General features: G+C 70.2%; 30 protein-coding genes and 4 tRNA genes. 25 read left to right on the forward strand and 9 right to left on the reverse strand.

Annotation, left to right across the window (positions count from 1 at the left end; translation table 11 throughout):
* The first annotated feature begins 15 nt into the window (after positions 1-15).
* From ACFVT5_RS29310 to ACFVT5_RS29325, 4 genes are all read left to right on the forward strand, one after another.
* Positions 16-88 (forward strand) — tRNA-Glu (locus ACFVT5_RS29310).
* A gap of 87 nt (positions 89-175) precedes the next feature.
* Positions 176-248: transfer RNA gene (locus tag ACFVT5_RS29315), tRNA-Glu, on the forward strand.
* A 35-nt stretch (positions 249-283) separates the two neighbouring features.
* Positions 284-355: transfer RNA gene (locus tag ACFVT5_RS29320), tRNA-Gln, on the forward strand.
* Positions 356-397: 42 nt separating this feature from the next.
* Positions 398-470, forward strand: a tRNA-Glu gene (locus ACFVT5_RS29325).
* A gap of 62 nt (positions 471-532) precedes the next feature.
* Here the strand turns inward: ACFVT5_RS29325 and ACFVT5_RS29330 are convergent.
* A complete protein-coding gene (locus ACFVT5_RS29330) occupies positions 533-1,192 on the reverse strand; it encodes a MerR family transcriptional regulator (RefSeq protein ID WP_389894181.1) in 660 nt (219 codons plus the stop codon).
* A 94-nt stretch (positions 1,193-1,286) separates the two neighbouring features.
* Between ACFVT5_RS29330 and ACFVT5_RS29335 the strand changes: the two genes are divergently transcribed.
* Positions 1,287-1,769, forward strand: coding sequence for a DUF4188 domain-containing protein (locus ACFVT5_RS29335; protein WP_389894183.1), 483 nt, complete (start codon positions 1,287-1,289; stop codon positions 1,767-1,769).
* Between the two features lie 120 nt (positions 1,770-1,889).
* Here the strand turns inward: ACFVT5_RS29335 and ndgR are convergent, their stop codons facing one another.
* On the reverse strand, positions 1,890-2,606 hold the full coding sequence (ndgR, locus tag ACFVT5_RS29340; RefSeq protein ID WP_381344720.1) for an IclR family transcriptional regulator NdgR: 717 nt from the start codon (positions 2,604-2,606) through the stop codon (positions 1,890-1,892).
* A gap of 189 nt (positions 2,607-2,795) precedes the next feature.
* Between ndgR and leuC the strand changes: the two genes are divergently transcribed.
* The 4 genes from leuC to ACFVT5_RS29360 all read left to right on the forward strand — a co-directional run bounded on the left by leuC (position 2,796) and on the right by ACFVT5_RS29360 (position 6,158).
* Complete coding sequence (gene leuC / locus ACFVT5_RS29345; RefSeq protein WP_389894185.1) at positions 2,796-4,226, forward strand: 3-isopropylmalate dehydratase large subunit; 1,431 nt, start codon at positions 2,796-2,798, stop codon at positions 4,224-4,226.
* Between the two features lie 5 nt (positions 4,227-4,231).
* Complete coding sequence (gene leuD / locus ACFVT5_RS29350) at positions 4,232-4,825, forward strand: 3-isopropylmalate dehydratase small subunit (protein WP_389894187.1); 594 nt, start codon at positions 4,232-4,234, stop codon at positions 4,823-4,825.
* A 249-nt stretch (positions 4,826-5,074) separates the two neighbouring features.
* Positions 5,075-5,320, forward strand: a complete 246-nt coding sequence (locus ACFVT5_RS29355; protein WP_389894189.1) for a hypothetical protein — start codon at positions 5,075-5,077, stop codon at positions 5,318-5,320.
* A gap of 163 nt (positions 5,321-5,483) precedes the next feature.
* A complete protein-coding gene (locus ACFVT5_RS29360) occupies positions 5,484-6,158 on the forward strand; it encodes an HU family DNA-binding protein (RefSeq protein WP_389894191.1) in 675 nt (224 codons plus the stop codon).
* Between the two features lie 97 nt (positions 6,159-6,255).
* On the opposite strand, the gene ACFVT5_RS29365 is transcribed toward ACFVT5_RS29360, so the two are convergent.
* Positions 6,256-6,459 (reverse strand): hypothetical protein, encoded by a 204-nt coding sequence (locus ACFVT5_RS29365; RefSeq protein ID WP_389894193.1) that lies wholly within the window; start codon positions 6,457-6,459, stop codon positions 6,256-6,258.
* A gap of 53 nt (positions 6,460-6,512) precedes the next feature.
* Positions 6,513-7,148, reverse strand: a complete 636-nt coding sequence (cofC, locus tag ACFVT5_RS29370) for a 2-phospho-L-lactate guanylyltransferase (RefSeq protein WP_389894195.1) — start codon at positions 7,146-7,148, stop codon at positions 6,513-6,515.
* A 189-nt stretch (positions 7,149-7,337) separates the two neighbouring features.
* On the opposite strand from cofC, the gene ACFVT5_RS29375 reads away from it, so the two are divergent.
* From ACFVT5_RS29375 to ACFVT5_RS29385, 3 genes are read left to right on the forward strand one after another with little or no spacing between them, the layout of a single operon-like run.
* Complete coding sequence (locus tag ACFVT5_RS29375; protein WP_389894197.1) at positions 7,338-8,222, forward strand: lysophospholipid acyltransferase family protein; 885 nt, start codon at positions 7,338-7,340, stop codon at positions 8,220-8,222.
* A complete protein-coding gene (locus tag ACFVT5_RS29380) occupies positions 8,219-9,229 on the forward strand; it encodes an NAD(P)H-dependent glycerol-3-phosphate dehydrogenase (RefSeq protein WP_389894199.1) in 1,011 nt (336 codons plus the stop codon). Before ACFVT5_RS29375 ends, ACFVT5_RS29380 begins: the two co-directional genes overlap by 4 nt.
* A gap of 34 nt (positions 9,230-9,263) precedes the next feature.
* Entirely contained in the window at positions 9,264-10,415 is a 1,152-nt protein-coding gene (locus ACFVT5_RS29385; RefSeq protein ID WP_389894201.1) for a D-alanine--D-alanine ligase family protein, read from the forward strand.
* 63 nt (positions 10,416-10,478) lie between these two features.
* Here ACFVT5_RS29385 and ACFVT5_RS29390 read toward each other — a convergent pair whose 3' ends face one another.
* Together ACFVT5_RS29390 and ACFVT5_RS29395 are read right to left on the reverse strand one after the other, a co-directional pair.
* On the reverse strand, positions 10,479-10,976 hold the full coding sequence (locus ACFVT5_RS29390; protein ID WP_389894203.1) for a DUF3515 domain-containing protein: 498 nt from the start codon (positions 10,974-10,976) through the stop codon (positions 10,479-10,481).
* Positions 10,977-10,996: 20 nt separating this feature from the next.
* A complete protein-coding gene (locus ACFVT5_RS29395) occupies positions 10,997-11,230 on the reverse strand; it encodes an Lrp/AsnC family transcriptional regulator (protein WP_017947604.1) in 234 nt (77 codons plus the stop codon).
* 230 nt (positions 11,231-11,460) lie between these two features.
* Here ACFVT5_RS29395 and ACFVT5_RS29400 point away from each other — a divergent pair, with 230 nt between their 5' ends.
* The gene (locus tag ACFVT5_RS29400) at positions 11,461-12,426 is read left to right on the forward strand and encodes a thiamine-phosphate kinase (protein ID WP_389894205.1); all 966 of its coding nucleotides are present in this window, start codon (positions 11,461-11,463) and stop codon (positions 12,424-12,426) included.
* A 2-nt stretch (positions 12,427-12,428) separates the two neighbouring features.
* Positions 12,429-13,241 carry a bifunctional hydroxymethylpyrimidine kinase/phosphomethylpyrimidine kinase gene (gene thiD, locus ACFVT5_RS29405; protein WP_389894207.1) on the forward strand — a complete coding sequence of 271 codons (813 nt, stop codon included), beginning with the start codon at positions 12,429-12,431 and terminating at the stop codon, positions 13,239-13,241.
* A 102-nt stretch (positions 13,242-13,343) separates the two neighbouring features.
* Here thiD and rpmB read toward each other — a convergent pair whose 3' ends face one another.
* Complete coding sequence (gene rpmB / locus ACFVT5_RS29410) at positions 13,344-13,529, reverse strand: 50S ribosomal protein L28 (RefSeq protein WP_003957616.1); 186 nt, start codon at positions 13,527-13,529, stop codon at positions 13,344-13,346.
* A gap of 278 nt (positions 13,530-13,807) precedes the next feature.
* Between rpmB and ACFVT5_RS29415 the strand changes: the two genes are divergently transcribed.
* The 9 genes from ACFVT5_RS29415 (at position 13,808) to mutM (ending at position 23,298) form a co-directional block, all read left to right on the forward strand.
* On the forward strand, positions 13,808-15,559 hold the full coding sequence (locus ACFVT5_RS29415; RefSeq protein ID WP_389894209.1) for a DAK2 domain-containing protein: 1,752 nt from the start codon (positions 13,808-13,810) through the stop codon (positions 15,557-15,559).
* A gap of 61 nt (positions 15,560-15,620) precedes the next feature.
* Positions 15,621-17,912 carry an ATP-dependent DNA helicase RecG gene (recG, locus tag ACFVT5_RS29420; RefSeq protein ID WP_389894211.1) on the forward strand — a complete coding sequence of 764 codons (2,292 nt, stop codon included), beginning with the start codon at positions 15,621-15,623 and terminating at the stop codon, positions 17,910-17,912.
* 132 nt (positions 17,913-18,044) lie between these two features.
* Entirely contained in the window at positions 18,045-18,647 is a 603-nt protein-coding gene (gene rsmD / locus ACFVT5_RS29425) for a 16S rRNA (guanine(966)-N(2))-methyltransferase RsmD (protein WP_389894454.1), read from the forward strand.
* Between the two features lie 26 nt (positions 18,648-18,673).
* The gene (gene coaD, locus ACFVT5_RS29430) at positions 18,674-19,153 is read left to right on the forward strand and encodes a pantetheine-phosphate adenylyltransferase (protein WP_389894456.1); all 480 of its coding nucleotides are present in this window, start codon (positions 18,674-18,676) and stop codon (positions 19,151-19,153) included.
* Positions 19,154-19,270: 117 nt separating this feature from the next.
* Complete coding sequence (locus tag ACFVT5_RS29435) at positions 19,271-20,374, forward strand: cell division initiation protein (RefSeq protein ID WP_389894213.1); 1,104 nt, start codon at positions 19,271-19,273, stop codon at positions 20,372-20,374.
* 205 nt (positions 20,375-20,579) lie between these two features.
* A complete protein-coding gene (locus tag ACFVT5_RS29440) occupies positions 20,580-21,248 on the forward strand; it encodes a YceD family protein (RefSeq protein WP_389894215.1) in 669 nt (222 codons plus the stop codon).
* 2 nt (positions 21,249-21,250) lie between these two features.
* Positions 21,251-21,424 carry a 50S ribosomal protein L32 gene (gene rpmF / locus ACFVT5_RS29445; protein WP_389894217.1) on the forward strand — a complete coding sequence of 58 codons (174 nt, stop codon included), beginning with the start codon at positions 21,251-21,253 and terminating at the stop codon, positions 21,422-21,424.
* A gap of 7 nt (positions 21,425-21,431) precedes the next feature.
* Positions 21,432-22,346 carry a ribonuclease III gene (gene rnc, locus ACFVT5_RS29450; protein WP_389894219.1) on the forward strand — a complete coding sequence of 305 codons (915 nt, stop codon included), beginning with the start codon at positions 21,432-21,434 and terminating at the stop codon, positions 22,344-22,346.
* Positions 22,347-22,440: 94 nt separating this feature from the next.
* On the forward strand, positions 22,441-23,298 hold the full coding sequence (gene mutM / locus ACFVT5_RS29455; RefSeq protein WP_389894221.1) for a bifunctional DNA-formamidopyrimidine glycosylase/DNA-(apurinic or apyrimidinic site) lyase: 858 nt from the start codon (positions 22,441-22,443) through the stop codon (positions 23,296-23,298).
* Here the strand turns inward: mutM and ACFVT5_RS29460 are convergent.
* Positions 23,274-23,666 (reverse strand): winged helix-turn-helix transcriptional regulator, encoded by a 393-nt coding sequence (locus ACFVT5_RS29460; protein WP_389894223.1) that lies wholly within the window; start codon positions 23,664-23,666, stop codon positions 23,274-23,276. The genes mutM and ACFVT5_RS29460 overlap by 25 nt on opposite strands.
* A gap of 138 nt (positions 23,667-23,804) precedes the next feature.
* Between ACFVT5_RS29460 and ACFVT5_RS29465 the strand changes: the two genes are divergently transcribed.
* Complete coding sequence (locus tag ACFVT5_RS29465; protein ID WP_389894225.1) at positions 23,805-24,086, forward strand: hypothetical protein; 282 nt, start codon at positions 23,805-23,807, stop codon at positions 24,084-24,086.
* 41 nt (positions 24,087-24,127) lie between these two features.
* Here the strand turns inward: ACFVT5_RS29465 and ACFVT5_RS29470 are convergent, their stop codons facing one another.
* Positions 24,128-25,495 (reverse strand): CAP domain-containing protein, encoded by a 1,368-nt coding sequence (locus ACFVT5_RS29470; RefSeq protein WP_389894227.1) that lies wholly within the window; start codon positions 25,493-25,495, stop codon positions 24,128-24,130.
* Between the two features lie 93 nt (positions 25,496-25,588).
* On the opposite strand from ACFVT5_RS29470, the gene ACFVT5_RS29475 reads away from it, so the two are divergent.
* On the forward strand, positions 25,589-25,870 hold the full coding sequence (locus ACFVT5_RS29475; protein ID WP_389894229.1) for an acylphosphatase: 282 nt from the start codon (positions 25,589-25,591) through the stop codon (positions 25,868-25,870).
* Positions 25,871-26,115: the final 245 nt, after the last annotated feature.

The following is a 26,115-nucleotide window of genomic DNA, read 5'->3' on the forward strand; positions in this document are numbered from 1 at the left end:
GAGCTTATCTGCAAAGCCCCCGTTGTGTAGCGGCCTAGCACGCTGCCCTCTCACGGCAGTAGCGCCGGTTCGAATCCGGTCGGGGGTACAGATCCATCCCGCGAGATCAGTTCGGGTCGCTCCCGTTGATCCAGCGGTGACATCACCCGGCGACGAGCCGGGTGGGATCGCCAAGGCCCCCGTTGTGTAGCGGCCTAGCACGCTGCCCTCTCACGGCAGTAGCGCCGGTTCGAATCCGGTCGGGGGTACGAGATGGTCTAGGCCGTAATGGTCTAAACCACTTTGGCCTATGGTGTAATTGGCAACACTACGGTTTCTGGTACCGTCATTCTAGGTTCGAGTCCTGGTAGGCCAGCTCGCAGAGCTTATCTGCAACTGCGGATCTCGTATCCGTGAGGCCCCCGTTGTGTAGCGGCCTAGCACGCCGCCCTCTCAAGGCGGTAGCGCCGGTTCGAATCCGGTCGGGGGTACAAGTCAAGACCCTCCCCATACGGGGAGGGTCTTTTCCGTGGCCCTGGACGTGCTGCGGGGCTCAACTTCCGCCGCCGACACGCCGGTTGGACTCCTCCGCGTCCGCGAGCCGCCGCAGACTCAGCAGCACCGGCTCGTACAGCACCGTCAGCGCCACCGCCGCCTCCACCTGCTCCTCGGCCGACCCGTACGCCTGCACCATGTCCAGATCGGCCACCGCGAGCCGCTCCGCGAGCCGCGCGTACGGCGTCAAGTGCGCGACGTCCCACGGATATCCGAGCCGCGCCAGCTCCGTCAGCGCCCCGACCAGCATCCGGTACGCGGGCGACTGATCGCCCTGCTCACCGGCGAACGTCCAGCCGACCTTCGCCACCAGCGCCGCCGCCTCCGCGCGCGCCGCCTCCGTCACCGGATCGTCCGGGTCCGCCGGCGCCGCCGCGTCCGGATGGTGGGGGAGCGACCACACCGCCGCGCCCATCCGCACATGGTGATCCAGCGAGTCGTCGTCGACAGCGGCCAGGACCTCGCGGGCCCGCGCCACCGGGATCCTGCCGACCTGGATCATCGCCCGCACCAGCCGCAGCCGCCGCAGATGCGCCTCGTCGTACTCGGCCTGTGTGGCACTGACCCGGCGGCCCGGCGGCAGCAGCTTCTCCCGCAGGTAGTACTTGATCGTGGCCGTCGAGACCCCGCTGCGCTCACTCAGCTCGGCAAGTCGCATCTCCGCTTGCGCCCTTTCTTGGTGAGTGACACTATCCAAGAGGGATAGCGTCACTATCCAACACTCGTGTCCATCGTCTCAAGGGGGACCGGTCATGGGCAACACATCCACGCGGGGTCGGATGACGGCCGACGTCGAGGGTGACGTCGTCGTCTTCCTCATCGGTATGCGGATCAACCACTTCTGGGCGCCGTGGAGTTGGCTGCCCGTACTGCTGGCCATGCCGCGCATGCTGCGGGAACTGTCCCGCGACCGGGAGGCGGGCCTGCGCGGCTTCCGTCTGACACTCGGCGGCCCACGCGACTTCGGCGTCATCCAGTACTGGGAGAACCAGGACAAGCTCTTCGCCTACGCCTCCGACCCCACCAAGGAGCACCGCCCGGCCTGGGCAGCCTTCAACCGCCACACCCGCAAAGGCAACCGCCACACGGGCATCTGGCACGAGACCTACGTGATCCCCGAAGGCAACTACGAAAACATCTACGTCCACATGCCGAACTACGGCCTGGGCAGGGCATACGGCACGATCCCGGTGGGACACCGAGGCGACCGAGCAGCAGACCGACTCACGGCATAAATCCACCCCCACCCCCGCTGTGGGCAGTCGCCCCACCCCGCCCACCCCGCTGTGGGCAGGCGTTCCGCAGGGCGGAACGGGTGGGCACAGCCCCATGTACCGGCTCCCCAAAAGGAACCGTCAACCAGTCCGACGCAGAGCCTCGGAAAGACGAGAAGCGGCATCGATGACAGCCTGCGCATGCATCCGCCCAGGATGCCGAGTAAGCCGCTCGATCGGTCCGGACACGGACACCGCGGCGACCACCCGGTTGGAAGGCCCCCGTACCGGCGCCGAAACGGACGCGACGCCCGGCTCCCGCTCCCCGATGGACTGGGCCCAGCCCCGCCTCCGCACCCCCGAAAGCGCCGTGGCGGTGAAGCGCGCTCCCTGAAGTCCCCGGTGCAACCGCTCCGGCTCCTCCCACGCCATCAGGATCTGCGCCGACGAACCGGCCTTCATGGTCAGCGTCGACCCCACCGGCACGGTGTCCCGCAGCCCGGACAACCGCTCGGCGGCGGCCACACAGATCCGCATGTCCCCCTGGCGGCGATAGAGCTGCGCGCTCTCACCCGTCACATCCCGCAGATGCGTGAGCACCGGGCCCGCCGTCGCGAGGAGCCGGTCCTCGCCGGCGGCGGCGGCCAGCTCGGCGAGGCGCGGGCCCAGAATGAAGCGGCCCTGCATGTCTCGAGCCACCATCCGGTGATGCTCAAGGGCCACCGCGAGACGATGGGCCGTGGGCCGTGCGAGCCCGGTCGCCGCGACCAGCCCGGCGAGGGTGGCCGGACCGGACTCCAGGGCGCTCAGTACCAGAGCAGCCTTGTCGAGAACGCCGACGCCGCTAGAGTTGTCCATGCAACGATATTCGCGTCTCACTCTGTGAAACGCAAGTTCAATTTTCCAGGGAACTTGTCACCCTGTACATACACGCGGCCCCCACGACCAGCGGGCCCGGCGGACGACGTCCGGTACGAGGGGTACGGATGACGGCGCACACATCTCTAGTTGGGTCGGCTCAAGAAGAAGCCGACCGAAGGGAAAGCGATGGGTAGGACACTCGCGGAGAAGGTCTGGGACGACCATGTCGTCCGGCGCGCCGAAGGCGAACCCGATCTCCTCTTCATCGATCTTCACCTGCTGCACGAGGTGACCAGCCCCCAGGCGTTCGACGGGCTCCGTCAGAACGGCCGAGGGGTGCGCCGGCTCGATCTGACCATCGCCACGGAAGACCACAACACCCCCACCCTCGACATCGACAAGCCGATCGCCGACCCGGTGTCGCGCGTCCAGTTGGAGACCCTGCGCAAGAACTGCGCCGACTTCGGGGTCAGGCTGCATCCGCTCGGCGACATCGAGCAGGGCGTCGTCCATGTCGTGGGCCCCCAGCTCGGCCTCACCCAGCCCGGTACGACGGTGGTCTGCGGCGACTCGCACACCTCGACGCACGGCGCGTTCGGCGCGCTGGCTTTCGGTATCGGCACCTCGCAGGTCGAGCACGTCCTCGCCACCCAGACGCTGCCGCTGGCCCGCCCGCGCACCATGGCCATCACGGTCGAGGGCGAGTTGCCCGACGGCGTCACCGCCAAGGACCTGATCCTGGCGATCATCGCCAGGATCGGCACCGGCGGCGGCCAGGGCTACATCCTGGAATACCGCGGCCCGGCCATCGAGAAGCTCTCGATGGAGGCCCGCATGACCATCTGCAACATGTCCATCGAGGCCGGCGCCCGCGCGGGCATGATCGCCCCCGACCGCACCACCTTCGACTACATCGAGGGCCGCGCCCACGCGCCGCGGGGCGAGGACTGGGACGCGGCGGTCGCGTACTGGAAGACGCTGAAGACGGACGAGGACGCGGTCTTCGACGCCGAGGTCGTCATCGACGCGAGCGCGCTGGCGCCGTTCGTCACCTGGGGCACCAACCCGGGCCAGGGCGCGCCCCTGTCGACGAACGTCCCCGACCCCGCTTCGTACGAGGACGCTTCGGAGCGGCTCGCCGCCGAAAAGGCCCTGGAATACATGGGGTTGACCGCCGGACAGCCGCTGCGGGACATCAAGGTGGACACCGTCTTCGTAGGTTCCTGCACCAACGGCCGTATCGAGGACCTGCGCGCGGCGGCCTCGATCGTCGAGGGCCGCAAAGTCGCCGACGGCGTACGGATGCTGGTCGTGCCCGGCTCAGCGCGGGTCGGTCTCCAGGCCGTCGACGAGGGCCTGGACAAGGTCTTCAAGGAGGCCGGCGCCGAGTGGCGGCACGCGGGCTGTTCCATGTGTCTGGGCATGAACCCCGACCAACTCGCCCCCAAGGAGCGCTCCGCCTCCACCTCCAACCGCAACTTCGAGGGACGGCAGGGCAAGGGCGGCCGGACCCACCTGGTGTCCCCGCAGGTCGCCGCCGCCACCGCGGTCCTGGGGCATCTGGCCTCCCCGGCCGATCTGTCCGAGGCCGACGCCGCCACGCCCGCAGGAGTCTGAGAGACATGGAAGCCTTCACCACGCACACCGGCCGGGCCGTACCGCTGCGCCGCGGCAATGTGGACACCGACCAGATCATCCCCGCCCACTGGCTGAAGAAGGTCACCCGGGACGGGTTCGAGGACGGCCTCTTCGAGGCATGGCGCAAGGACCCTGAGTTCGTCCTCAACCGCCCCGAGCGGCAGGGCGCCACCGTCCTGGTCGCGGGCCCCGACTTCGGTACGGGATCCTCGCGCGAGCACGCCGTCTGGGCCCTCCAGAACTACGGCTTCAAGACGGTCATCTCGTCCCGCTTCGCCGATATCTTCCGCGGTAACTCGCTGAAGAACGGCCTGCTCACCGTGGTGCTCGACCAGAAGGTCGTGGACGCCCTGTGGGATCTGGTCGAGGACGGCCCGACGGCCGAGATCACCGTCGACCTCCAGGACCGCGAAGTCCGCGCCCAGGGCGTCACCGCGCCCTTCGAGCTGGACGAGAACTCCCGCTGGCGGCTGCTGAACGGCCTGGACGACATCAGCATCACCCTCCAGAACGAGGCGGACATCACCGCGTACGAGTCCCGCCGGCCCTCCTACAAGCCGCGCACCGTGCAGGTCTGACCGCTCCGCCCGACCCCGATGTACCCCCATCCGTGCCACGGTTGGGGGTACATCCATGTGCGCTCTTTTTCGCGCCCGCGCACCACCCCGGGCGCGCCGGATGGCATCCCAACTCCCTTGAGTGCAAGGTGAGAAGAGGCCGAAAGACGCCTTGTGGGATGAGCCCCCGACACTCCCGGAAAACGGCCCGGAGCTGGGCAGTTGCCCCCTGCGGAGGCGACAACTCGCCCCAGATGGCACAATCGGTGCATGGATCGCGACGACCAACTCCAGCTCTACGGGGCGTTCGCGGACCAACTCAAGGAAGCGCACACAAGGGTGCGCACACTGCAAGTCCCGGAGGGCGTACGGATGGCGCTGACCCGGAAGCTGCTGGTCATCACGGCCGCGGCCAAGCACGATCTCGCCGATGCGGCAAGGCGTCTGGAGCGATTGAGCGTGGAGCTGGACGAACTCGACGGGGTTGACGACGGTCGATTCCCCGAAGACGCCTGAGCTTCACGCCGTATCGGGGCAGTGGCGAAGTCGACTCGCGGTCGACTTCGTTGCGGCACAAGGGTGATTAGCCCGTTTCGTGTTTGATTTGCGGTATATATCTGCCTAACGTGCGAAAAAGCTTGAACACATTCGTTCTGGCAATGTCTCCGAAGGGGAAGACGTGAACAAGGCGCAGCTCGTAGAAACGATTGCCGACAAGGTCGGCGGACGTCAGCAGGCCGCTGAGGCGGTCGACGCCGTACTCGACGCCATCGTGCGCGCAGTTGTCGCCGGGGACCGTGTTTCGGTCACCGGCTTCGGCTCGTTCGAGAAGGTCGACCGCCCTGCTCGCTACGCCCGCAACCCGCAGACCGGGGAGCGCGTCCGGGTCAAGAAGACCTCGGTGCCCCGTTTCCGCGCTGGCCAGGGCTTCAAGGACCTGGTGAGCGGCTCGAAGAAGCTGCCCCGGGGTGGCGAGGTGGCCGTCAAGAAGGCCCCCAAGGGAAGCCTGACGGGCGGGACCCGGACCACTGCCAAGGCCGCGGCCAAGAAGGCCACCGCCAAGAAGGCGACGGCGGCCAAGACGACGGCGGCGAAGCGCGTCGCCGCCAAGAAGGTCACGGCGAAGAAGGTCACCGCCAAGAAGGTCACGGCCAAGAAGACGACGGCCACGCGCGCCGCGTCCAAGACCGCCGCCAAGAAGACGACGGCGAAGAAGGCCACGGCGAAGAAGACCACCGCCAAGAAGGCCACCGCCAAGAAGACCGCGCCGGCCAAGAAGGCCACCGCCAAGAAGGCGCCGGCCAAGAAGTCGGCCGCCCGCAAGACCACCGCCAAGAAGGCCACCGCCCGTTAGTCATCAGGGCACCAGGCACTCACGCGTCGGGCCGGACTCCCCTCGGGGAGCCCGGCCCGCGGCGTGTCCGGGCTTTGTCGGCCGCCCGGCGGCCGGTTCAGAACGTCTGCAACGTCACCAGCGTGATCCGGCGGTTCCCGCCCTCGCCGGTCACCTCGATCCGCACCCGCTGCCCCGGCCGCAGCAGCCGCAGCCCGCCCGCGTCGAACGCCGGGCCGTCGAACGGCACCGGCGTCCCGTCGTCCAGGAGCACACTGCCACTGCGGGTTTCGGGGTCGTACGTGTACGCGGTCGCCTGCATGACTGCACCCTAGGGCCTGTACGCGCCGACCGCTCGGCCCGCCCTCACGCCGCTCAGTCCGCGATCAGGAGCCGTGCCGCCGCCGCTGCGGTGCGGGGGCCCACTCCCAGGGCGAGCGCCGCCCGCAGATCGTCGCCCGTGTCCACGTCCTGCCGCACCGATCCGACGCCGTCCACGGTGAGTTCCACGGCGCCCGACGCGAGATGTCGGGCCCGTGAATCCGTACCGAAACACGGCCGGAATTCACTGCCGGAACGTGCCGAAAGCAGGGTCGTACCGATTCCGGCGGCGTCCGGCAGAAAAGCGCGCGGGAATTGTGCCGCCGCGTTCAGGACCCGGCCCAATTCGGCGGGGCGCAGGGCGGGCAGATCGGCGTTGAGCGCGGCGACATGGGCACCGGCGTGGTCGGCCCGTACCGAGGAGGCGCCGTGTGCCAGCGCGGCGTTGAGTCCGGCGGCCGGAGTGTCGGGCACGACCCGGGCGCCGATGAGGCCCAGCTCCCGCCGGGCGACGGCGTCGTCCGTGACGACCACCACATCCCGCACCGCCCTACAGGCCATCGCCGCGGCCACCGTGTCCTGCGCGAAGGCGAGGGCCAGCGCCGGACGCACGGCGTCGCCCGCGGTGTCCGAGAGCCTGCTCTTCGCCCGCACCAAGGGTTTCAGCGGGATGACCAGGGTCCACTGCACAAGCGCTCCGTCCCTTCGCTCCGCGCCCATTGTGACCCGCCGGTCGACCCCGCTCCGTCACGGCCCGACGGAATTCCCGTCGCGGGCAGGAGGTGACCGCGCGGCCCCGGGCGTACGGTGTTCTCGACAGAGAGGCGGCCTGGAGCGACACTTGTGCGGCTGACCAGGTCCTTGGAGGAAGGTGTCCGCGTGTCCCGCCGCAGAATCGGCTTCTGGTATCGCCTCGCGGCGGTCCTGTGCAAACCGCCCCTGGTGGTTCTGATCAAGCGGGACTGGCGCGGAATGGAGAACATTCCGCCCGACGGTGGCTTTATCACCGTGGTGAACCACAATTCACATGTGGATCCGCTTGCCTATGGCCACTTCCAGTACAACACCGGGCGCGTACCGCGCTTTCTGGCCAAGGACGGCCTATTCAGGAAGGGCTTCGTCGGTGCCGCGATGCGGGGCACCGGACAGATCCCCGTCTACCGCGAGAGCACCGACGCGCTGAGCGCGTTCCGGGCCGCCATCGCGGCCGTCGAGCGCGGTGAGTGCGTCGCGTTCTACCCCGAGGGCACCATCACGCGCGACCCCGACCAGTGGCCGATGACCGGCAAGACCGGTGCGGCCCGGGTCGCCCTGGAGACCAAGTGCCCGGTCATCCCGGTCGCCCAGTGGGGCGCCAACCTGCTGCTGCCGCCGTACGCCAAGAAGCCCCATGTGCTGCCCCGCAAGACGCACCAGGTGCTCGCCGGACCGCCCGTCGACCTCTCGCGGTTCTACGACCGTGAGATGACCCCCGACCTCCTCAAGGAGGCCACCGAGGTCATCATGGCCGCGATCACCGAGCAGCTGGAGGTGCTGCGCGGCCAGCAGGCACCGGCGACCGTCTACGATCCGCGCCAGGTGCGGATCGAACAGCGGCGCAAGGCGGGGGCCAACGAGCAGGACGTGACAGCTCCGTCCGATCTCTCCGGCACCACGCGCGCCACCATCCCCAGCAGCACGCCCAGCACCACGCCCGGTACCACCATCCCCAGCAGCACCACCGTCCCGCGCGGCAGCGGTGACGAATCGGAAGGCGGCACGTGACCAACTCCGTCAAGGCGGCCGTGTTCGGCACCGGATCCTGGGGTACGGCCTTCGGCATGGTGCTCGCCGACGCCGGCTGCGACGTCACCCTGTGGGGCCGCCGCGCCGAACTCGCCGACACCGTCAACTCCACGCGTACCAACCCGGACTACCTCCCGGGCGTTGAACTCCCCGCGAATCTGCGGGCGACCACCGACCCCGCCGAGGCCGCGGCCGACGCCGACTTCACCGTGCTCGCGGTGCCCTCGCAGACCCTGCGCGGCAATCTCGCCGCCTGGACGCCGCTGCTCGCGCCCGACACGGTCCTCGTCTCCCTGATGAAGGGAGTCGAACTCGGCTCCACCATGCGGATGAGCGAGGTCGTCGAGGACGTCACCAAGGCCGACCCCGACCGCGTCGCCGTCGTCACCGGACCCAACCTCGCCCGCGAGATCGCCGCCAGGATGCCCGCCGCGGCCGTTGTCGCCTGCCGTGACGAATCGGTCGCCCAGCGCCTCCAGACCGCCTGCCACACCCCGTACTTCCGGCCCTACACCAACACCGACGTCGTCGGCTGCGAACTCGGCGGCGCCGTCAAGAACGTCATCGGGCTCGCCGTGGGCATCGCCGACGGCATGGGCCTCGGCGACAACGCCAAGGGCTCCCTCATCACCCGCGGTCTCGCCGAGACCACCCGCCTCGGTCTGGTGATGGGCGCCGACCCGCTGACCTTCTCCGGACTCGCGGGCCTGGGCGACCTGGTGGCGACCTGCTCGTCACCCCTCTCGCGCAACCACACCTTCGGCACCAACCTCGGCAAGGGCATGACCCTTCAGGAGACCATCGCGGTCACCCGGCAGACCGCCGAAGGCGTCAAGTCCTGCGAGTCCGTACTGGATCTGGCACGCCGGCACGGTGTCGACATGCCGATCACGGAAACCGTCGTAGGCATCGTCCACGAGGGCAAGCCGCCGGTCGTCGCCCTGAAGGAACTGATGTCGCGCAGCGCCAAGCCCGAGCGTCGCTGACGAGGCGGCTACCAGCAGGTACCCTCAACGCGATATGAGCAGCGACACCTCACCCCAGAGCCCTGGACACCGCAAGCCGCGCGTGGCCGTCGTGTTCGGCGGGCGCAGTTCCGAGCACGGCATCTCCACCGTCACCGCCGGTGCCGTCCTGCGTGCCATCGACCGGACCAAGTACGACGTGCTGCCGATCGGGATCACCCGGGACGGCCGCTGGGCGCTCACCGCCGACGAGCCGGAACGGATGGAGATCACCGACCGCCGGGTGCCGAGCGTCGAGCAGCTCGCCGAGTCGTCCGACGGCGGCGTGGTGCTGTCCGTCGACCCGTCCAGCCGCGAGGTCGTCTACACCGAACCGGGTGCGGTGCCCAAGGCGCTCGGCGAGGTCGACGTCGTCTTCCCGGTGCTGCACGGCCCCTACGGTGAGGACGGCACCCTCCAGGGGCTCCTGGAGCTGTCCGGGACGCCGTATGTCGGCTCCGGAGTGCTCGCGTCGGCCGTCGGCCAGGACAAGGAGTACATGAAGCGCGTCTTCACCTCCTTCGGCCTGCCCGTCGGCCCGTATGTCGTGATCCGCGCCCGTGAGTGGGAGCGCGACGAGGCCACGGCCCGTAAGCGGATCGCCGAGTTCGCCGGCGAGCACGGCTGGCCGCTGTTCATCAAGCCCGCGCGCGCGGGCTCCTCGATGGGCATCAGCAAGGTCGACTCCTTCGACGGCCTGGACGAGGCGATCGAGGAGGCACGGCGCCACGACCCCAAGATCCTCGTCGAGTCGCTGCTGCGCGGCCGGGAGATCGAGTGCGGGGTCCTGGAGTTCGAGGACGGGCCGCGCGCGAGCCTGCCCGCCGAGATCCCGCCGGTCCAGGCCCATGACTTCTACGACTTCGAGGCGAAGTACATCGACTCGGCGTCCGGGATCGTGCCCGCGCCGCTCACCGCCGACGAGACCGCCGAGGTGCAGGCGCTCGCCGTGGCCGCGTTCGAGGCCGCGTCCTGCGAGGGCCTGGTGCGCGCGGACTTCTTCCTCACCGACGACGGCCGGTTCGTGATCAACGAGATCAACACGATGCCCGGCTTCACACCGATCTCCATGTACCCGCGGATGTGGCAGGAGAGCGGCGTCGACTATCAGGAACTGGTCGACCGGCTCATCCAGGCGGCCCTGAACCGTCCCACAGGGCTCCGTTAGCGGCACGCACGCACGCGTGGGGGTGTTGCCCGCCCGGCGGCGCACCCCGCGCGCGTGCTCGACTCAGTCGGCGATTCCCTCGGGGATCGCCTTTTTGATGGGGGCCGCGAGGTCGATGAGGGGACTCAGGCCGCCGTCCGTACGGGACTTCGGCAGGCTCACCTGGACGTACGCGCGGCGCAGGGTCGTGGTGAAGAGGAACGAACCGTCGTCCTGCCGCTCAAGGAGCCAGCCGACGTCGTCCGCCGTGATTCCGTCGGCCTCGGGGTCGCTCATCTTGGCGGGTTTCGGTATACCGCAGCGCAGTATGATCGCCGGATCACCCCACCCCGCGGTGAGTTCGGACGTGGGCGCCGGATCCTTCCTGGCGAGCCCGTCGATCCGCTTCGGCAGCTCTTTGTGCAGATTCCGGCACAGCTGGGTGACCTTCCCGTCCGGGGAGGGAACCGCCGCCGTCGCCGGGCCGTCCGTTGAGGAGCAGCCCGCGACAGTGATCAGCAGCAGGGCGAGGGCGGACGGCCCGACGAGCGACGTTACGGGCCGACGGCGGAAGAAGCTCATCGGCCAAGGGTAGACGGGGGTTACAGATGGACGACCGGGCAGGTCAGTGTGCGGGTGATGCCGTCCACCTGCTGGACTTTGGCGACCACCATGCGGCCCAACTCATCTACGGTGTCGGCCTGGGCACGGACAATCACGTCATACGGTCCTGTCACGTCCTCGGCCTGGATCACCCCCGGGATCTTGCTGATCGTATCGGCGACGGTCGACGCTTTGCCGACCTCCGTCTGGATCAGAATGTACGCCTGTACCACGGAACCTCCAGGGCGGCCACGAGGATCATGTGGGGAGAAGAGACGCCACGGTATCGCGTCGTCGCGCGCAGCGGGGAGACCCGCGAGTGCTGTGGCGTACACACCGGGTGGTACGGACAACACACGTTGACGGTCACGTCGACCGTACCGACGACAAGGACGGCCCGCTACCGCAAGGGAAGCGCGGCCATATCCGGCAGGCAGACCGGGGCAGAAGGGGCAGCACACGTATGAAGGGCACCGTGGGAGAGCTGGGGGAGTTCGGGCTCATCAGGGAACTCACCTCCCGGCTCACCACCACCCCGGCGGTACGGCTCGGGCCGGGCGACGACGCCGCGGTGGTGAGCGCGCCGGACCGGCGGGTCGTCGCGAGTACGGACATCCTGCTCGAAGGCCGGCACTTCCGCCGTGACTGGTCCACCGCCTATGACGTGGGCCGCAAGGCGGCGGCGACCAACCTCGCGGACATCGCCGCGATGGGCGCCGTACCGACCGCGCTGCTGCTCGGGCTCGTGGTGCCCGCCGAACTGCCCGCGACCTGGCCGTCCGAGCTGATGGACGGGTTGCGCGACGAGTGCCAGGTGGCCGGCGCAGCCGTCGTCGGCGGCGATGTCGTACGCGGCGACACCATCACCGTCGCGATCACCGCGCTCGGCGATCTGCGCAACCACGAGCCGGTCACCCGGGCCGGTGCGCAGCCCGGCGATGTCGTCGCCGTCACCGGCTGGTTGGGCTGGTCGGCGGCCGGACACGCGGTGCTCTCCCGCGGGTTCCGCTCGCCGCGCGCGTTCGTCGAGGCACACCGCAGGCCGGAGCCCCCGTACCACGCGGGACCCGCCGCCGCGGGGCTCGGAGCGACCGCGATGACCGATGTCAGCGACGGACTGATCGCCGACCTCGGGCACATCGCCGAGGCGAGCAAGGTCCGCATCGACATCCGGTCCGGCGCGGTCGACGTGCCCTCGCAGATGAACGACATCGGGCAGGCCGTCGGCGTCGACCCGCTCCAGTGGGTACTCACCGGCGGCGAGGACCACGCGATCGTGGCGACGTTCCCGCCCGATGTGAAGCTGCCCGCGCGCTGGAAGATCATCGGTGAGGTACTCAACCCGTCGGCGCTGCCCCGGGTGACGGTCGACGGGGCGCCGTGGACCGACAAGGGCGGCTGGGACCACTTCAGCGACATCGAGGACTGATCATGGCCGGTTCCGTACCGACCGCGCCGCCCCGGGTGTTGACCGTCGCGGGGTCCGACTCCGGTGGCGGCGCGGGCATCCAGGCCGACCTGAAGACGATGCTGGCGCTCGGGACGCACGGGATGAGTGTGCTCACCGCCGTCACCGCGCAGAACTCCCTGGGCGTCCAGGGAGTTTGGGCGCTGCCCGTCGACGCGGTGCGCGCCCAGTACCGCAGTGTCGTCGACGACATCGGGGTGCAAGCTGTGAAGACGGGCATGCTGTCGTCGGCCGAACTCGTGGAGACCGTCGCCGATCTGCTCGCGGGCACGGACGCGCCGATCGTCGTGGATCCCGTCGGTGTCTCGAAGCACGGCGACCCACTGCTCGCCACGTCCGCGCTCGACGCGGTCCGTACCCGTCTGCTGCCGACGGCGACCGTGGCCACGCCCAACCTGGACGAGGTCGCCCAACTCACCGGCGTCGAGGTCACGTCCGAGGACGGTCTGCGCGAGGCAGCGGCGGCGATTCTGGCGTACGGGCCGCGGTGGGCGCTGATCAAGGGCGGGCATCTCGCCGGGGACGCCGTGGATCTCCTCACGGACGGCTCGGCGGAGCACTGGCTGCGCGCGCCACGTCTGGACAACCGGCACACGCACGGCACGGGCTGCACGCTCGCGAGCGCGGTCGCGGCGGGACTCGCACAGGGCCTGCCGGTACCGGAGGCGGTGACGGCGGCGAAGGAGTACGTGACCGGGGCGATCGCGGCCGGATTCGCGCTGGGGCGCGGGATCGGGCCGGTGGATCACGGGTGGCGGTTCCGGGCGGGGGCGTAGGCGCGCGGAAGCGTTGGGTGGGGGCACGTGAAAAAGCCGGTCCACCGTGAGGTGGACCGGCTGTGCAGCAACCGGGAAGGGTGGCCGCGCTTGAGCGTTACGTCAGCGCGAGACCTTGCCGGCCTTGATGCACGAGGTGCAGACGTTGAGCCGCTTCGGCGTCCGACCGACCACGGCACGCACGCGCTGGATGTTCGGGTTCCAGCGACGGGACGTACGGCGGTGCGAGTGCGAAATGTTGTTGCCGAAGCCCGGCCCCTTGCCGCAGACGTCGCAGTTGGCAGCCACGGGTCACTCCAAAGACTTCAGATGCATTCAGATGCACTTACGGTTGATCCCGGCATGCCGGAATCAATGATCCGAGTGGCGGTGCCAGGGGGAAGGCCCGATGTGGATCGGGCAACCGGAGCAGCATACAACGACTGCGTCCGTACAACGAAACTACCATGGCTGATCCGGCCCCCTGCCCCGGCCTCGGCCCTCTTCCCGCCGGGCCCCGGGCGGGGTCTACGCTGCGTCGCAGTCCGGCTGACCCAGGCGTGGTCATCGGGAGTGATCGTCGGGAAGTGACCGAGGAGGCGCGGGTGCCGCAGACCCTGGATGCCGTCGCGGTGCGTGCCTGGTGCGGACTCGCCCTGGAGGCGCTGGGCAGGGCCCGCGAGGAGATCGACGCGATCAATGTCTATCCCGTCGCCGACGGGGACACCGGCACCAATCTGTATCTGACCCTGGAGTCGGCGGTCCAGGCCGTCGAGGCAGCCTTCGCGGGGCACGAGCCCGAGCGTCCGACCGCCGCCGAGGCGGTCCGCGCGATGGCGCACGGCGCGCTCATCGGCGCGCGCGGGAACTCCGGCACGATCCTGGCGCAGTTGCTGCGCGGGATGGCGCAGGTGCTGTCGGCGGAGGGCGCGGCCGGCGACGCGACGACGCTGCGGCACGCGCTGCGACAGGCCGCCGAGTCCGCGTACGAGGCGGTGGCGCACCCCGTCGAGGGCACCGTGCTGAGCGTGGCCACCGCGGCCGGGGACGCCGCCGCGTCAGCCGACGGTGACTGCGCGGCCGTCTCCAGGGCCGCCTACGCGGGCGCCCGGGTGGCCCTGGAGGCCACCCCCGGCCAGCTCGCGGTCCTGGGCAGGGCCGGAGTCGTGGACGCCGGTGGGCGGGGCCTGGTGGCGGTGCTGGGGGCGCTCGTGGAGACGTTCACGGGGGAGCGGCCGACGGCCGGGGTGCCGGTACGCGCGCGGGGCGCCTTCGCGGGCGCCTTTGCGGGTGACTTCGCCGGGGACGAGGTCCACGCGCGCGTGCCCGAGCCCTGTGGGGAGACGGCGCCCGCGGCCGGAGGAGCGGCCGGTGCGCCCGCGTACGAGGTGATCTATCTCCTGGAGGCCGCCGACCGTGCCGTCGACCGGCTGCGGACCCGGCTCGACGCCCTGGGGGACTCCCTTGTCGTGGTCGGCGGGGACGGGCTGTGGAACGTCCATGTCCATGTCGACGACGCGGGCGCCGCCGTGGAGGCCGGGGTCGAGGCCGGCCGGCCGTACCGGATCCGGATCACGCACTTCGGCGTCGGGGACGTGCACACGGCGCCTTTGGGCGGTGACGGCAGGCCGCCGGGCGAGCGGGCGCAGCGCGGCATTGTGGCCGTCGTGCCCGGCGAGGGTCTGGCCGCCCTGTACGCCGAGGCGGGCGCCACCACCGTGCTCGCGCGCCCCGGGGAACCGCCCGCCAGCGGTGAACTCGTCCAGGCGGTCCGGCGCGCCCACGCGCGCGAGGTGGTACTGCTGCCGAACGACGCCGACCTGCGGCACACCGCCGCCGCTGCGGCCGAGCAGACCCGTACCGAGGGGGTGCGCGTCGCGCTGATCCCGACCCGGTCCGCCGTACAGGGCATTGCCGCGCTCGCCGTCCACCAGCCCGACCGCCGCTTCGACGAGGACGTGGTCGCGATGACCTCGGCGGCCGGAGCCACCCGCTACGCCGAACTGGCCCTCGCCGAGCGGCAGTCCTGGACTTCGGCGGGCGTCTGCCAGGCCGGGGACGTACTGGGCCTGATCGACGGAGACGTGGCCGTCATCGGCACCTCCGGCGAGGACCGGGGCACGCTCGCGGACGCCGCCCTGACCGAGACCGCCGTCACCGTCCTGGACCGGATGCTCGCCGCCGGGGGCGAGATGGTCACCCTCGTCGTCGGCGACGACCTGCCCGACACGGTCGCCCACCGGCTGGAGCGGCATGTGCGGGACGCCCATCTCGCGGTCGACACGGTGGTCTACCGGGGTGGGCGTCACGCGGCGCTGCTGCTGATCGGCGTGGAGTGACCCCCGCGCCGACCAGCGGATTTCCGGGACGTACGCGGCGATGTCAGTGCGGTGGTGTGCAATGGATCTCGTGCCCGTGCTCGAAGAACCGCTCAAGAAGGTGCTCGGATCCGCCACCGCGAAGGTGATGGCCGAGCATCTCGACCTGCACACCGTCGGCGACCTCCTGCACCACTACCCCCGGCGGTACGCGGAGCGCGGTGAGCTGACCCGCCTCGCCGAACTGCCGCTGGACGAGCACGTCACGGTGGTCGCCCAGGTCGAGACCGCCCGCGTCCTGAGGTTCAACGGCGGCAGTGGGCAGCGCCTCGAAGTCGTCATCACCGACGGCAGCGGCCGGCTCCAACTCGTCTTCTTCGGCCGAGGAGTCCACAAACCGCACAAGGACCTGCTGCCCGGCACCCGCGCGATGTTCGCCGGCAAGGTGTCCCTCTTCAACCGCAAACTCCAACTGGCCCACCCGGCATACGAACTGCTGCGCACCCGCCCCGACGACCCCGAGGGCGCCGAGAGCCCCGAGAGCGCCGTGGACTCCTGGGCCGGCGCGCTCATCCCGATCTATCCGGCCACCGCCAAACTGGAGTCCTGGAAGCTCGCCAAAGCGGTCGACGCGGTGCTGCCCAGCGCGCGGGAGGCCGTCGACCCGCTGCCGCCGAACCTGCGCGAGGGGCGCGCGCTCGTCCCGCTGCCCGAGGCGCTGCTGAAGATCCACCGTCCGCACACCAAGGCCGACATCGAGGACGCCCGCGCGCGGCTGAAGTGGGACGAGGCGTTCGTCCTCCAAGTCGCCCTGGCCCGGCGCCGGTTCGCCGACACCCAGCTCCCCGCCACCGCCCGCCGCCCCACGCCCGACGGGATGCTGGACGCCTTCGACGCCACACTGCCGTTCACCCTCACCGAGGGCCAGCGCAAGGTCACCCAGGAGATCTTCGACGACCTGGCGACCGAGCATCCGATGCACCGGCTGCTCCAGGGCGAGGTCGGCTCCGGCAAGACCCTGGTCGCCCTGCGCGCGATGCTCGCCGTCGTGGACGCCGGGGGGCAGGCCGCGATGCTCGCGCCGACCGAGGTCCTCGCCCAGCAGCACCACCGGTCGATCACCGAGATGATGGGGGAGCTGGCCGAGGGCGGCATGCTGGGCGGCGCCGAGCACGCCACCAAGGTCGTCCTGCTCACCGGCTCCATGGGGGCCGCCGCCCGCCGCCGGGCCCTCCTGGACCTGGTCACCGGCGAGGCCGGCATCGTCATCGGGACGCATGCGCTGATCGAGGACAAGGTCCAGTTCCACGACCTGGGCCTGGTGGTCGTCGACGAACAGCACCGCTTCGGCGTCGAGCAGCGGGACGCCCTGCGCGGCAAGGGCGGCACCGGGGACGAGAAGCGGACCCCGCACACCCTCGTCATGACCGCGACACCTATTCCGCGTACGGTCGCGATGACCGTCTTCGGTGACCTGGAGACCTCGGTCCTCGACCAGTTGCCCGCCGGACGCTCACCCATCGCCAGCCATGTCGTACCCGCCGCCGACAAACCGCACTTCCTCGCCCGCGCGTGGGAGCGCGTCCGCGAGGAGGTCGGCAAGGGCCATCAGGCGTACGTGGTCTGTCCCCGCATCGGCGACTCCATCGACGAGGCCGCCGAGACGGGCCCCGCGAAGGACGGCGGCAAGGCGAAGGACGGTGCCAAGGCGAAGGCCAAGAAGGCGTCGGCCCCCGAGGACGGGCCCGACGCCGAGAAGCGCCCCCCGCTCGCCGTCCTCGACGTGGCCGAAGGACTCACCGCGGGCCCCCTCCAGGGCCTGCGCGTCGAGGTGCTGCACGGCCGGATGGCACCCGACGACAAGGACGCCGTCATGCGCCGCTTCAGCGCCGGTGAGACGGACGTCCTGGTCGCCACCACGGTCATCGAGGTCGGGGTCAACGTCCCGAACGCCACCGCGATGGTGATCATGGACGCCGACCGGTTCGGCGTATCGCAGCTGCACCAGCTCCGCGGTCGGGTCGGCCGGGGTTCCGCGCCCGGACTCTGCCTCCTGGTCACCGAGATGCCCGAGGCGAGCCCGGCGCGCACCCGCCTGGGCGCCGTGGCGTCCACCCAGGACGGCTTCGAGCTGTCCCGGATCGACCTCGAACAGCGCCGCGAGGGCGATGTGCTGGGCCAGGCCCAGTCCGGGGTGCGGTCCTCACTGCGGATGCTCACCGTCATCGACGACGAGGAGATCATCGCCGAGGCCCGCGACGAGGCCGTCAAGGTCGTCACCGCGGACCCGGAGCTGGCCCGTCTGCCCGCCCTGCGCACCGCCCTGGACGCCCTCCTCGACGCCGAGCGGGAGCGGTACCTGGAAAAGGGCTGAGGAGGAGCCGGACGAAGGGCTGAGGCGACCTGGCCGGAGGCCGAGCCGCCGAAACGCCCTATCGTGGACGTGACCAGCGCCGGGACCCGCGGCACCCCCGGTACCCCGATACCCCAGGAACCCGAGGACCCCATGACCCGCGTGATCGCCGGAAGCGCCGGTGGACGCCGACTGGCCGTGCCCCCGGGGAACGGCACCCGGCCCACGTCCGACCGCGCGCGTGAAGGGCTCTTCTCCACCTGGGAGTCTTTGCTCGGCACCCTCCGGGGCGTCCGCGTCGCCGATCTCTACGCCGGCTCCGGCGCCGTAGGACTCGAAGCCCTGTCCCGGGGCGCCGCCCACGCCCTGCTGGTCGAGGCCGACCCCCGCGCCGCCCGCACCGTCCAGGACAACGTCCGCGCGATCGGTCTCCCGGGCGCCGACGTCCGGTCCGGCAAGGCCGAGCAGATCGTCGCCGGACCGGCCCCCGACGAGCCGTACGACCTCGTGTTCCTGGACCCGCCCTACGCCGTTCTGGACGGCGATCTTGGCGAGATACTCCTCACACTCCGCTCCCAGGGCTGGCTCACGGGCGAAGCCGTCGTCACCGTTGAACGCGGAACCAGAGGTGGCGCGTTCCCCTGGCCGGACGGCTTCGAAGCGATCCGGTCCCGTCGCTACGGCGAAGGAACGTTTTGGTACGGTCGCGCCGCCGTCACCAGCGAAGACGCCTCAATGTGCGAAGCCGCACCATGAGCGGACCGGAGAGCGAGGGACTTCAGTTGCGCCGCGCCGTCTGTCCGGGGTCGTTCGACCCCATCACCAATGGCCACCTCGACATCATCGCCCGCGCCTCCAAGCTCTACGACGTGGTGCATGTCGCGGTGATGATCAACAAGTCCAAGAAGGGCCTGTTCGAGATCGACGAGCGGATCGCGCTGATCCGCGAGGTCACCGCCGAGTTCGGCAATGTCGAGGTCGAGTCCTTCCACGGCCTGCTCGTCGACTTCTGCAAGCAGCGCGACATCCCCGCCATCGTCAAGGGCCTCAGGGCGGTCAGCGACTTCGACTACGAGTTGCAGATGGCCCAGATGAACATCGGCCTCTCGGGCGTCGAGACCCTTTTCGTGCCCACCAACCCGACGTACAGCTTCCTCTCCTCCTCGCTGGTGAAGGAGGTGGCGACCTGGGGTGGCGACGTCTCCCACCTGGTGCCCCCGCCGGTTCTGGAAGCCCTCACCAAGCGCCTCGGCGAAGGCTGAACTCCTGACAGTCCGTCACCCGGTGTCGGCCCGGCACCGACTGCCCGTACAGTCGCCTTGTCCGTCTCCCCGGGTCACACGGGATCCGTCCAAGGCACAGAGAGTGGCGAGCACACGGTGGACGTGCAGAAGAAGCTCGACGAGATCGTCACGGCGGTCGGCAGCGCCCGGTCCATGCCCATGTCGGCCTCGTGCGTGGTCAACCGGGCCGAGCTGCTCGCGCTGCTCGAAGAGGTGCGCGAGGCGCTGCCCGGCTCCCTCGCCCAGGCCGAGGAACTGATCGGCGGCCGTGAGCAACTCGTCGCGCAGGCCCGTCACGAGGCCGAGCGGATCATCGAGGGCGCGCACGCCGAGCGCGGCTCCCTGATCTCCGACACGGAGGTCGCCCGCACCTCCCACAACGAGGCCGAGCGCATCGTCTCGGAGGCCCGCCAGGAGGCCGAAGAGATCCGCGCCGAGGCCGACGACTACGTCGACTCCAAGCTCGCCAACTTCGAGGTCGTCCTCACAAAGACCCTCGGCTCGGTCGGCCGGGGCCGCGAGAAGCTCCTCGGCACCGGTCAGGGACTCGACGCCGCCGGCTACGAGGACCCCGACTACGCCGACGCCCCCGAGCGCAGCCACGACCCGGAGACCCTGCGGCAGCGGGCCGACGAGTACGTCGACGTCAAGCTCGGCGCCTTCGAGGCGGTCCTCGCCAAGACCCTGGACGCGGTCGGCCGGGGCCGGCAGAAGCTCCAGGGCCGGGTCGTCACGGACGAGCTGGGCTCCCTCGGCGAGGCCGGCGTGCACACCAGCGACGCCGACTACCTCGCGGACCTCGCCGACATGAGTGACCGCCCCGACGCACGGCAGCCCCGGGCCCGCACCGAGCCCGCCGCCGAGCAGCCCGCCGCCCCGCCCGCGCCGCCCGTCCCGACCCAGCAGCCCTACGCGACCCCGGACCCGTACGCGTACCAGCAGCAGGACCCGTACGCCTATCAGCAGCAGGCGTACGGACAGCCGCAGGACGCGTACGCCTACCAGGACCCGTACGGCTACCAGCAGCAGGCGTACGACCCGGCGCAGGCGCAGGACCAGGGGTACGGGCAGCCGGAGCACGCACAGCAGGGGTACGGGCAGCAGCAGCCCGCGCCCGCCGCCGCGCTCGACGAGACCAGCCTCTTCGACACGAGCATGATCAGCGCGGAACAGCTCCGCCAGTACGAGCAGGGGCGCTGAGCTCGGTCCAGGCTCGGTCCTGCCTCGGTCCTGACCCGGTCAGGGCCGGATTGGGCCGACAGCGAAAGGTCCAGTATCCTGGCTCTTCGGTCGCGTGCGTATGCCCGCGATCGATCCCCTTGGCAACACCCCACCCTCCGCCGCGAACCCTTCAGCGCCTTCACGGGTTCGCAGACCGATCACTGATCGCAGACCGAAAGCAGGAATGGCCCTGAACGCCCGCCTTGACCACCGCAACCCCCTCGTGTTCGACACACACGAGCTGGGGAGGCGTCCGGGTGCGCTCCAGCGGCTGTCCCGCTCGATCGAGGCGCCCGCAGGGGACGCGATCTTCGGCATCCAGGGCGTCATCGGAGTGCCCGCGGGCGCGCCGGTGCAGCTCGATCTGCGGCTTGAGTCGGTCATGGAAGGGGTGCTTGTCACAGGCACCGTCCGTGCCACGGCCGAGGGGGAGTGCGTAAGGTGTCTGGAGCCGCTGGAGCTGACGCTCGAAGCGGACTTCCAGGAGATGTTCTCGTACCCCGACGCCGACGACCGGGGTCGTGCGGTCGCCCGCCCGGCCGACGACGTCGACGCCGAGCAGGACGAGGACAGGCTCTTCATCGAGGACGGACTGTTCGACCTCGAACCGGTGCTGCGTGATGCGGTGGTGCTCGCACTGCCGATGCAGCCGGTGTGCCAGGACGACTGCCCGGGTCTGTGCTCCCAGTGCGGAGTGCGGCTCGCGGACGACCCGGACCACCACCATGACGCCGTCGACATCCGGTGGGCGGCATTGCAGGGACTCGCCAATTCCGTCCAGGACGGCGAGAAGGACGAGATGAGCGGCGAAGCGCCCAAGTCAACACGCGCCGCCGAGAAGCAGGAGAAGTAGCCGTGGCTGTTCCGAAGCGGAAGATGTCGCGCAGCAACACGCGCCACCGCCGGTCGCAGTGGAAGGCTGCGGTCCCCACCCTGGTTGCGTGCGAGCGCTGCCACGAGCCCAAGCAGCAGCACATCGCGTGCCCGGCTTGCGGCACTTACAACAAGCGTCAGGTTATCGAGGTCTGAGCGGCTGGTGAGAGGCACGATGCCAGACGCCAAGAAGGCTGACGCCGTCAAGAAGGCGGACGACGCCAGGAACAGGGCGGACGCGGCCTCGTCCCACACGCTTCTGGAAGGGCGGCTCGGGTATCAACTTGAGTCCGCCCTTCTGGTGCGTGCCCTGACCCACCGGTCCTACGCCTACGAGAACGGCGGTCTGCCGACGAACGAGCGGCTGGAGTTCCTCGGGGACTCCGTGCTCGGCCTCGTCGTCACGGACACGCTGTACCGCACCCACCCCGACCTGCCCGAAGGCCAACTGGCCAAGTTGCGGGCCGCGGTGGTCAACTCGCGTGCGCTGGCCGAAGTGGGCCGTGGGCTCGACCTCGGTGCCTTCATCCGGCTCGGCCGGGGTGAGGAAGGCACGGGGGGACGGGACAAGGCGTCGATCCTCGCCGACACCCTGGAAGCGGTGATCGGCGCGGTCTATCTCGACCAGGGCCTCGATGTGGCTGGGGAGCTGGTGCACCGGCTCTTCGACCCACTGATCGAGAAGTCCTCGAATCTGGGTGCCGGCCTGGACTGGAAGACCAGCCTCCAGGAGCTGACCGCGACCGAGGGGCTCGGCGTTCCCGAGTACCTGGTCTCGGAGACAGGCCCCGATCACGAGAAGACCTTTACTGCTGCCGCCCGCGTCGGAGGCGTCTCGTACGGCACCGGCACCGGCCGCAGCAAGAAGGAAGCGGAACAGCAGGCAGCGGAGTCCGCCTGGCGCGCGATTCGCGCGGCGGCGGACGAACGGGCCGCCTCGGCGGCGAGCGCCGCGGAGGCACCGGCGAACGTCGCAGCAGCACCGGCGACCGACGCGGGGGCCCCGGAGACCGACGGGGACGCCGATACCCCTTCGGCACCGACCTCGGGACCCGACCCCGATCCTGCTTCCGCCTGACATACGACCCGTACGGCGCGTGTGCCCGCCCCACACAGGGGCGGGCACACGCGCCGTCGGTCACCGTGACCCCGGCGAACCTCCGGAGGAGAGCATGCCCGAGCTGCCCGAGGTGGAGGTCGTACGGCGGGGTCTGGAGCGCTGGGTCGCCCACCGGACCGTCGCCGAGGCCGAAGTCCTGCATCCGCGCGCGGTCCGACGTCATCCGGCAGGGTCCGAGGACTTCGCCCGCCGGCTGGTGGGCCACCGCATCGGTAACCCGCAGCGCCGGGGCAAGTACCTGTGGCTGCCCCTGGAGGACACGAACGAGTCCGTCCTCGCGCACCTCGGGATGAGCGGGCAACTCCTGGTCCAGCCGCATGCGGCACCCGACGAGAAGCATCTGCGCGTCCGGGTCCGGTTCGCGGACACCGTCGACACCGAACTCCGCTTCGTCGACCAGCGCACCTTTGGCGGGCTCTCCCTGCACGAGAACACCCCCGACGGGCTCCCGGACGTCATCGCGCACATCGCCCGCGACCCGGTGGACCCGCTGTTCGACGACGCCGCGTTCCACGACGCGCTGCGCCGCAAGCGCACCACGATCAAACGGGCACTCCTCGACCAGTCGCTGATCAGTGGAGTGGGCAACATCTACGCCGACGAGGCCCTGTGGCGTGCCCAGTTGCACTACGAGCGCCCGACCGCGACCTTCACCCGCCCCCGTACCGCCGAACTCCTCGGCCATGTGCGGGACGTGCTGAACGCGGCCCTGTCCGTCGGCGGCACCAGCTTCGACAGCCTGTACGTGAATGTGAACGGCGAGTCCGGGTACTTCGACCGGTCCCTCGACGCCTATGGCCGCGAGGGTCTGCCGTGCCACCGCTGCGGCACCCCGATCCGACGGCGGTCGTGGATGAACCGGTCCAGCTACTACTGCCCGCGCTGTCAGCGACCGCCGCGCGCGTCATAGCGCTCGCGCGCCGCCAGTACGCCGTCCATCTGCCCCTCGACACACCGGATGAGGGTCATCAGCTGTTCTGTCACACGGCGGCCGAGCGGGGTGAGGGTGTAGTCGACGCGCGGCGGGTTCGTCGGCTGGGCGTCGCGGTGCACCAGACCGTCACGCTCCAGGGCGTGCAGCGTCTGCGACAGCATCTTCTCGCTCACGCCGTCCACGCGACGCCGCAGCTCGTTGAAGCGGAACGTGCCGTCGTACAGCGCGCCCAGCGTGAGGGAACCCCAGCGGCCCGTGATGTGCTCCAGGGTGCCCCGCGAGGGACAGGCGCGCGAGAACACGTCGAACCCGAAGGTCGCGCCGCTGTCCGTGTCGGTCTCCATGCGGGCAGCGTACGGGGACGCAGCGCTGACCGCGAGATTGCGCTGTCGAAAAGTAAGCCCCCTCACCGACACCGGGATTTCGCTCACCGTTCGGGGTGATGGGGAGCGTGTGGGGCATGGGCACGACAGACTGTCGCCATGTGGATATGGATCGTCATGGCAGTGCTCCTGGTGGGAGCGACGGCCACGGCTGTGGACAAGGCCCGTAAGGGGCAGTGGTGGGCGGCCGGTGGGGTACTGCTGCCCAACCTCGGCGTGCTGGTGATGTTCCGTGGCCTGGAGCGGGAGAGCATGTCGCTCTTCTGGCTGTTCTGCCTGCTCGTCGTGGCGGGCTACGGCGCCGAGGGCATGGCCTACTGGCGGAATCGGACCCGGGCGAGTGAGCCGCTGAACCCGGAGTCCGGGAACGCCACGTCCTAGCGCCCGCGGTTCTGGAACAGGAAGTCCTGGAACCCGAAGTCCTAGAACCCGAAGTCCTGGGTCCACCAAGGGCCGCCGGAAGCGAAGTGCGCGCCGACGCCCAGGGTCTTGAAGTCGCAGTTGAGTATGTTGGCGCGGTGGCCGGGGCTGTTCATCCAGGCGTCCATGACGGCGGCGGCGTCGGCCTGGCCCCGCGCTATGTTCTCGCCGCCCAGTCCGGTGATCCCCGCCTTCTCGGCACGGTCCCACGGTGTCGCGCCGTCCGGGTCGGTGTGGTCGAAGAAGCCGCGCGCCGCCATGTCCTTGCTGAAGTCCTCGGCGAGGGCGCCCAGGCGGGCGTCCGCGGTCACCGGGCTGCATCCGACCTTGGCGCGCTCCTGGTTGACCAGGCTGAGCACCTGGGCCTCGGCGGAGTTCGACCCGGCCGGTGCCTTCGCCGAGGAGGACGGTGCCTTCTTCGGGGGAGTGGTCGCGGGCTTGGGCGGTTTCGTGGCCGTCTTCTGCGAGCCGCCCGCCGAGGAACCCGTGCCCGCCGCCGCACCGGACCCTGAGGTCTTCGACGGCGACGGCTTCTCGGACGGCTTCGCCGAGGGCTTGGCGCCGGCCTCGGTGGCCGAAGGCGCCGGCGAGGTGGGGCTGTCGCTGCTCCGGTCGGGGCTCGCCGACTCGCTCTCGGGAGTGCCGGACGTACCGCCCTGGGTCTGGAGGTCCGACGGCGAGTTCCCGGCCTGCACCTTGTCGGAGCTGCCGCCCCCGACGACGGGAAGGGAGCCGCTGCCGGGCAGCACACCGGTGGCCATCGCGACGGCGCCCATGGCGACGGCCGCGGAGACGCCGAGCAGTCCGGTACGGACCGGGGTGGATATCCGCTTCCTGGGGCGGCGCCGGTGACCGGAGTCCCGCGAGACGGCGGTCACCGGTCCCGCGTCGACGTCATCGTCGCCGAAGAACGCCCGCATGGTGGCGGTCTCGGCCTCCGAGACCGGGACGTCCCAGGCGTACGCGTCCCGGGGACCCGTCTCCGGGAACGCCGAGGCGGCCATGGCCTGCGCGGCGGCGGACGACTCGCGGTACGCGGCCTGCTCGCCGTACCCGTATCCGTACGCGTGACCGCCGTAGGGAGCGGCGGGCGGCTGCCCGTACCCGTACGGGTCGTCGGAATAGCGGGACAATTCTATGTACGCCGTGTCCTCATACGGTGCGTCGCCGTAGTCCGCGCGGGCGGCGGCCTGGGCGGCGGCGTCGGCGCGCAGATACGCGGCCGTCGGTATCTCACCGGTCGCGTCGCCGGATATCGACCCCGGGGCGTGGTCCGTGGAGGGATTCGTACCCGCGGCGCGGCCGGCGTCCGAGCGTCGGTGGCGTCCCATGTCCTGACCTTCCTCGTCCTTGCGCTCAATGTGTCTCACACGAACGAGTGAGGCTCATTGCGTCGGGACGGTACCCCATGGCGGAAGGGGACGAAGTGCCCATAGGTGCATTTGGCCGGTTAGCGTGCAGCCATGAGTGAAGAGGTTCGGCTCACCGTTTGGGTACGCGGTCGAGTACAGGGAGTGGGTTTCCGCTGGTACGCGCGTGCCAAGGCATTGGAGCTAGGGGGGCTGAGTGGTTTTGCTCTCAATTTGGAGGACGGACGCGTGCAGGTGGTCGCGGAGGGCGCGCGGGGGTCCTGTGAAGGTCTCCTGGAGTGGCTCAGGGACGGCGACACGCCGGGGCGGGTCGACGGAGTGACTGAGATCTGGGCCACCCCGCGCGGTGGCTACGACGGCTTCGCGATCCGCTGAACGGGGTCACCCCGGCCCACTCCGGGAGGGGGCGCACGGCAGGCCCGTGACCCCCGCCCGGGGTGGAAAGAGCCTGGTGATTGCCAAGAAAGACTTGCCGTGGGAGGGTCCGGCAAGGAAGGATGATCTCTACGCCCCCAGGGCCCCGCAGCAGAGGCCAGGCCGATGACACAACGGCCCAGAGCCCCCGGGTTGCCCGCCGGTACGGGGCGTGATCGTGTTGACCGTCAAACTTTTTGGTGAGA

Origin of the sequence: Streptomyces sp. NPDC058001, assembly GCF_042886315.1 — a bacterium.
Lineage (GTDB): Bacteria > Actinomycetota > Actinomycetes > Streptomycetales > Streptomycetaceae > Streptomyces.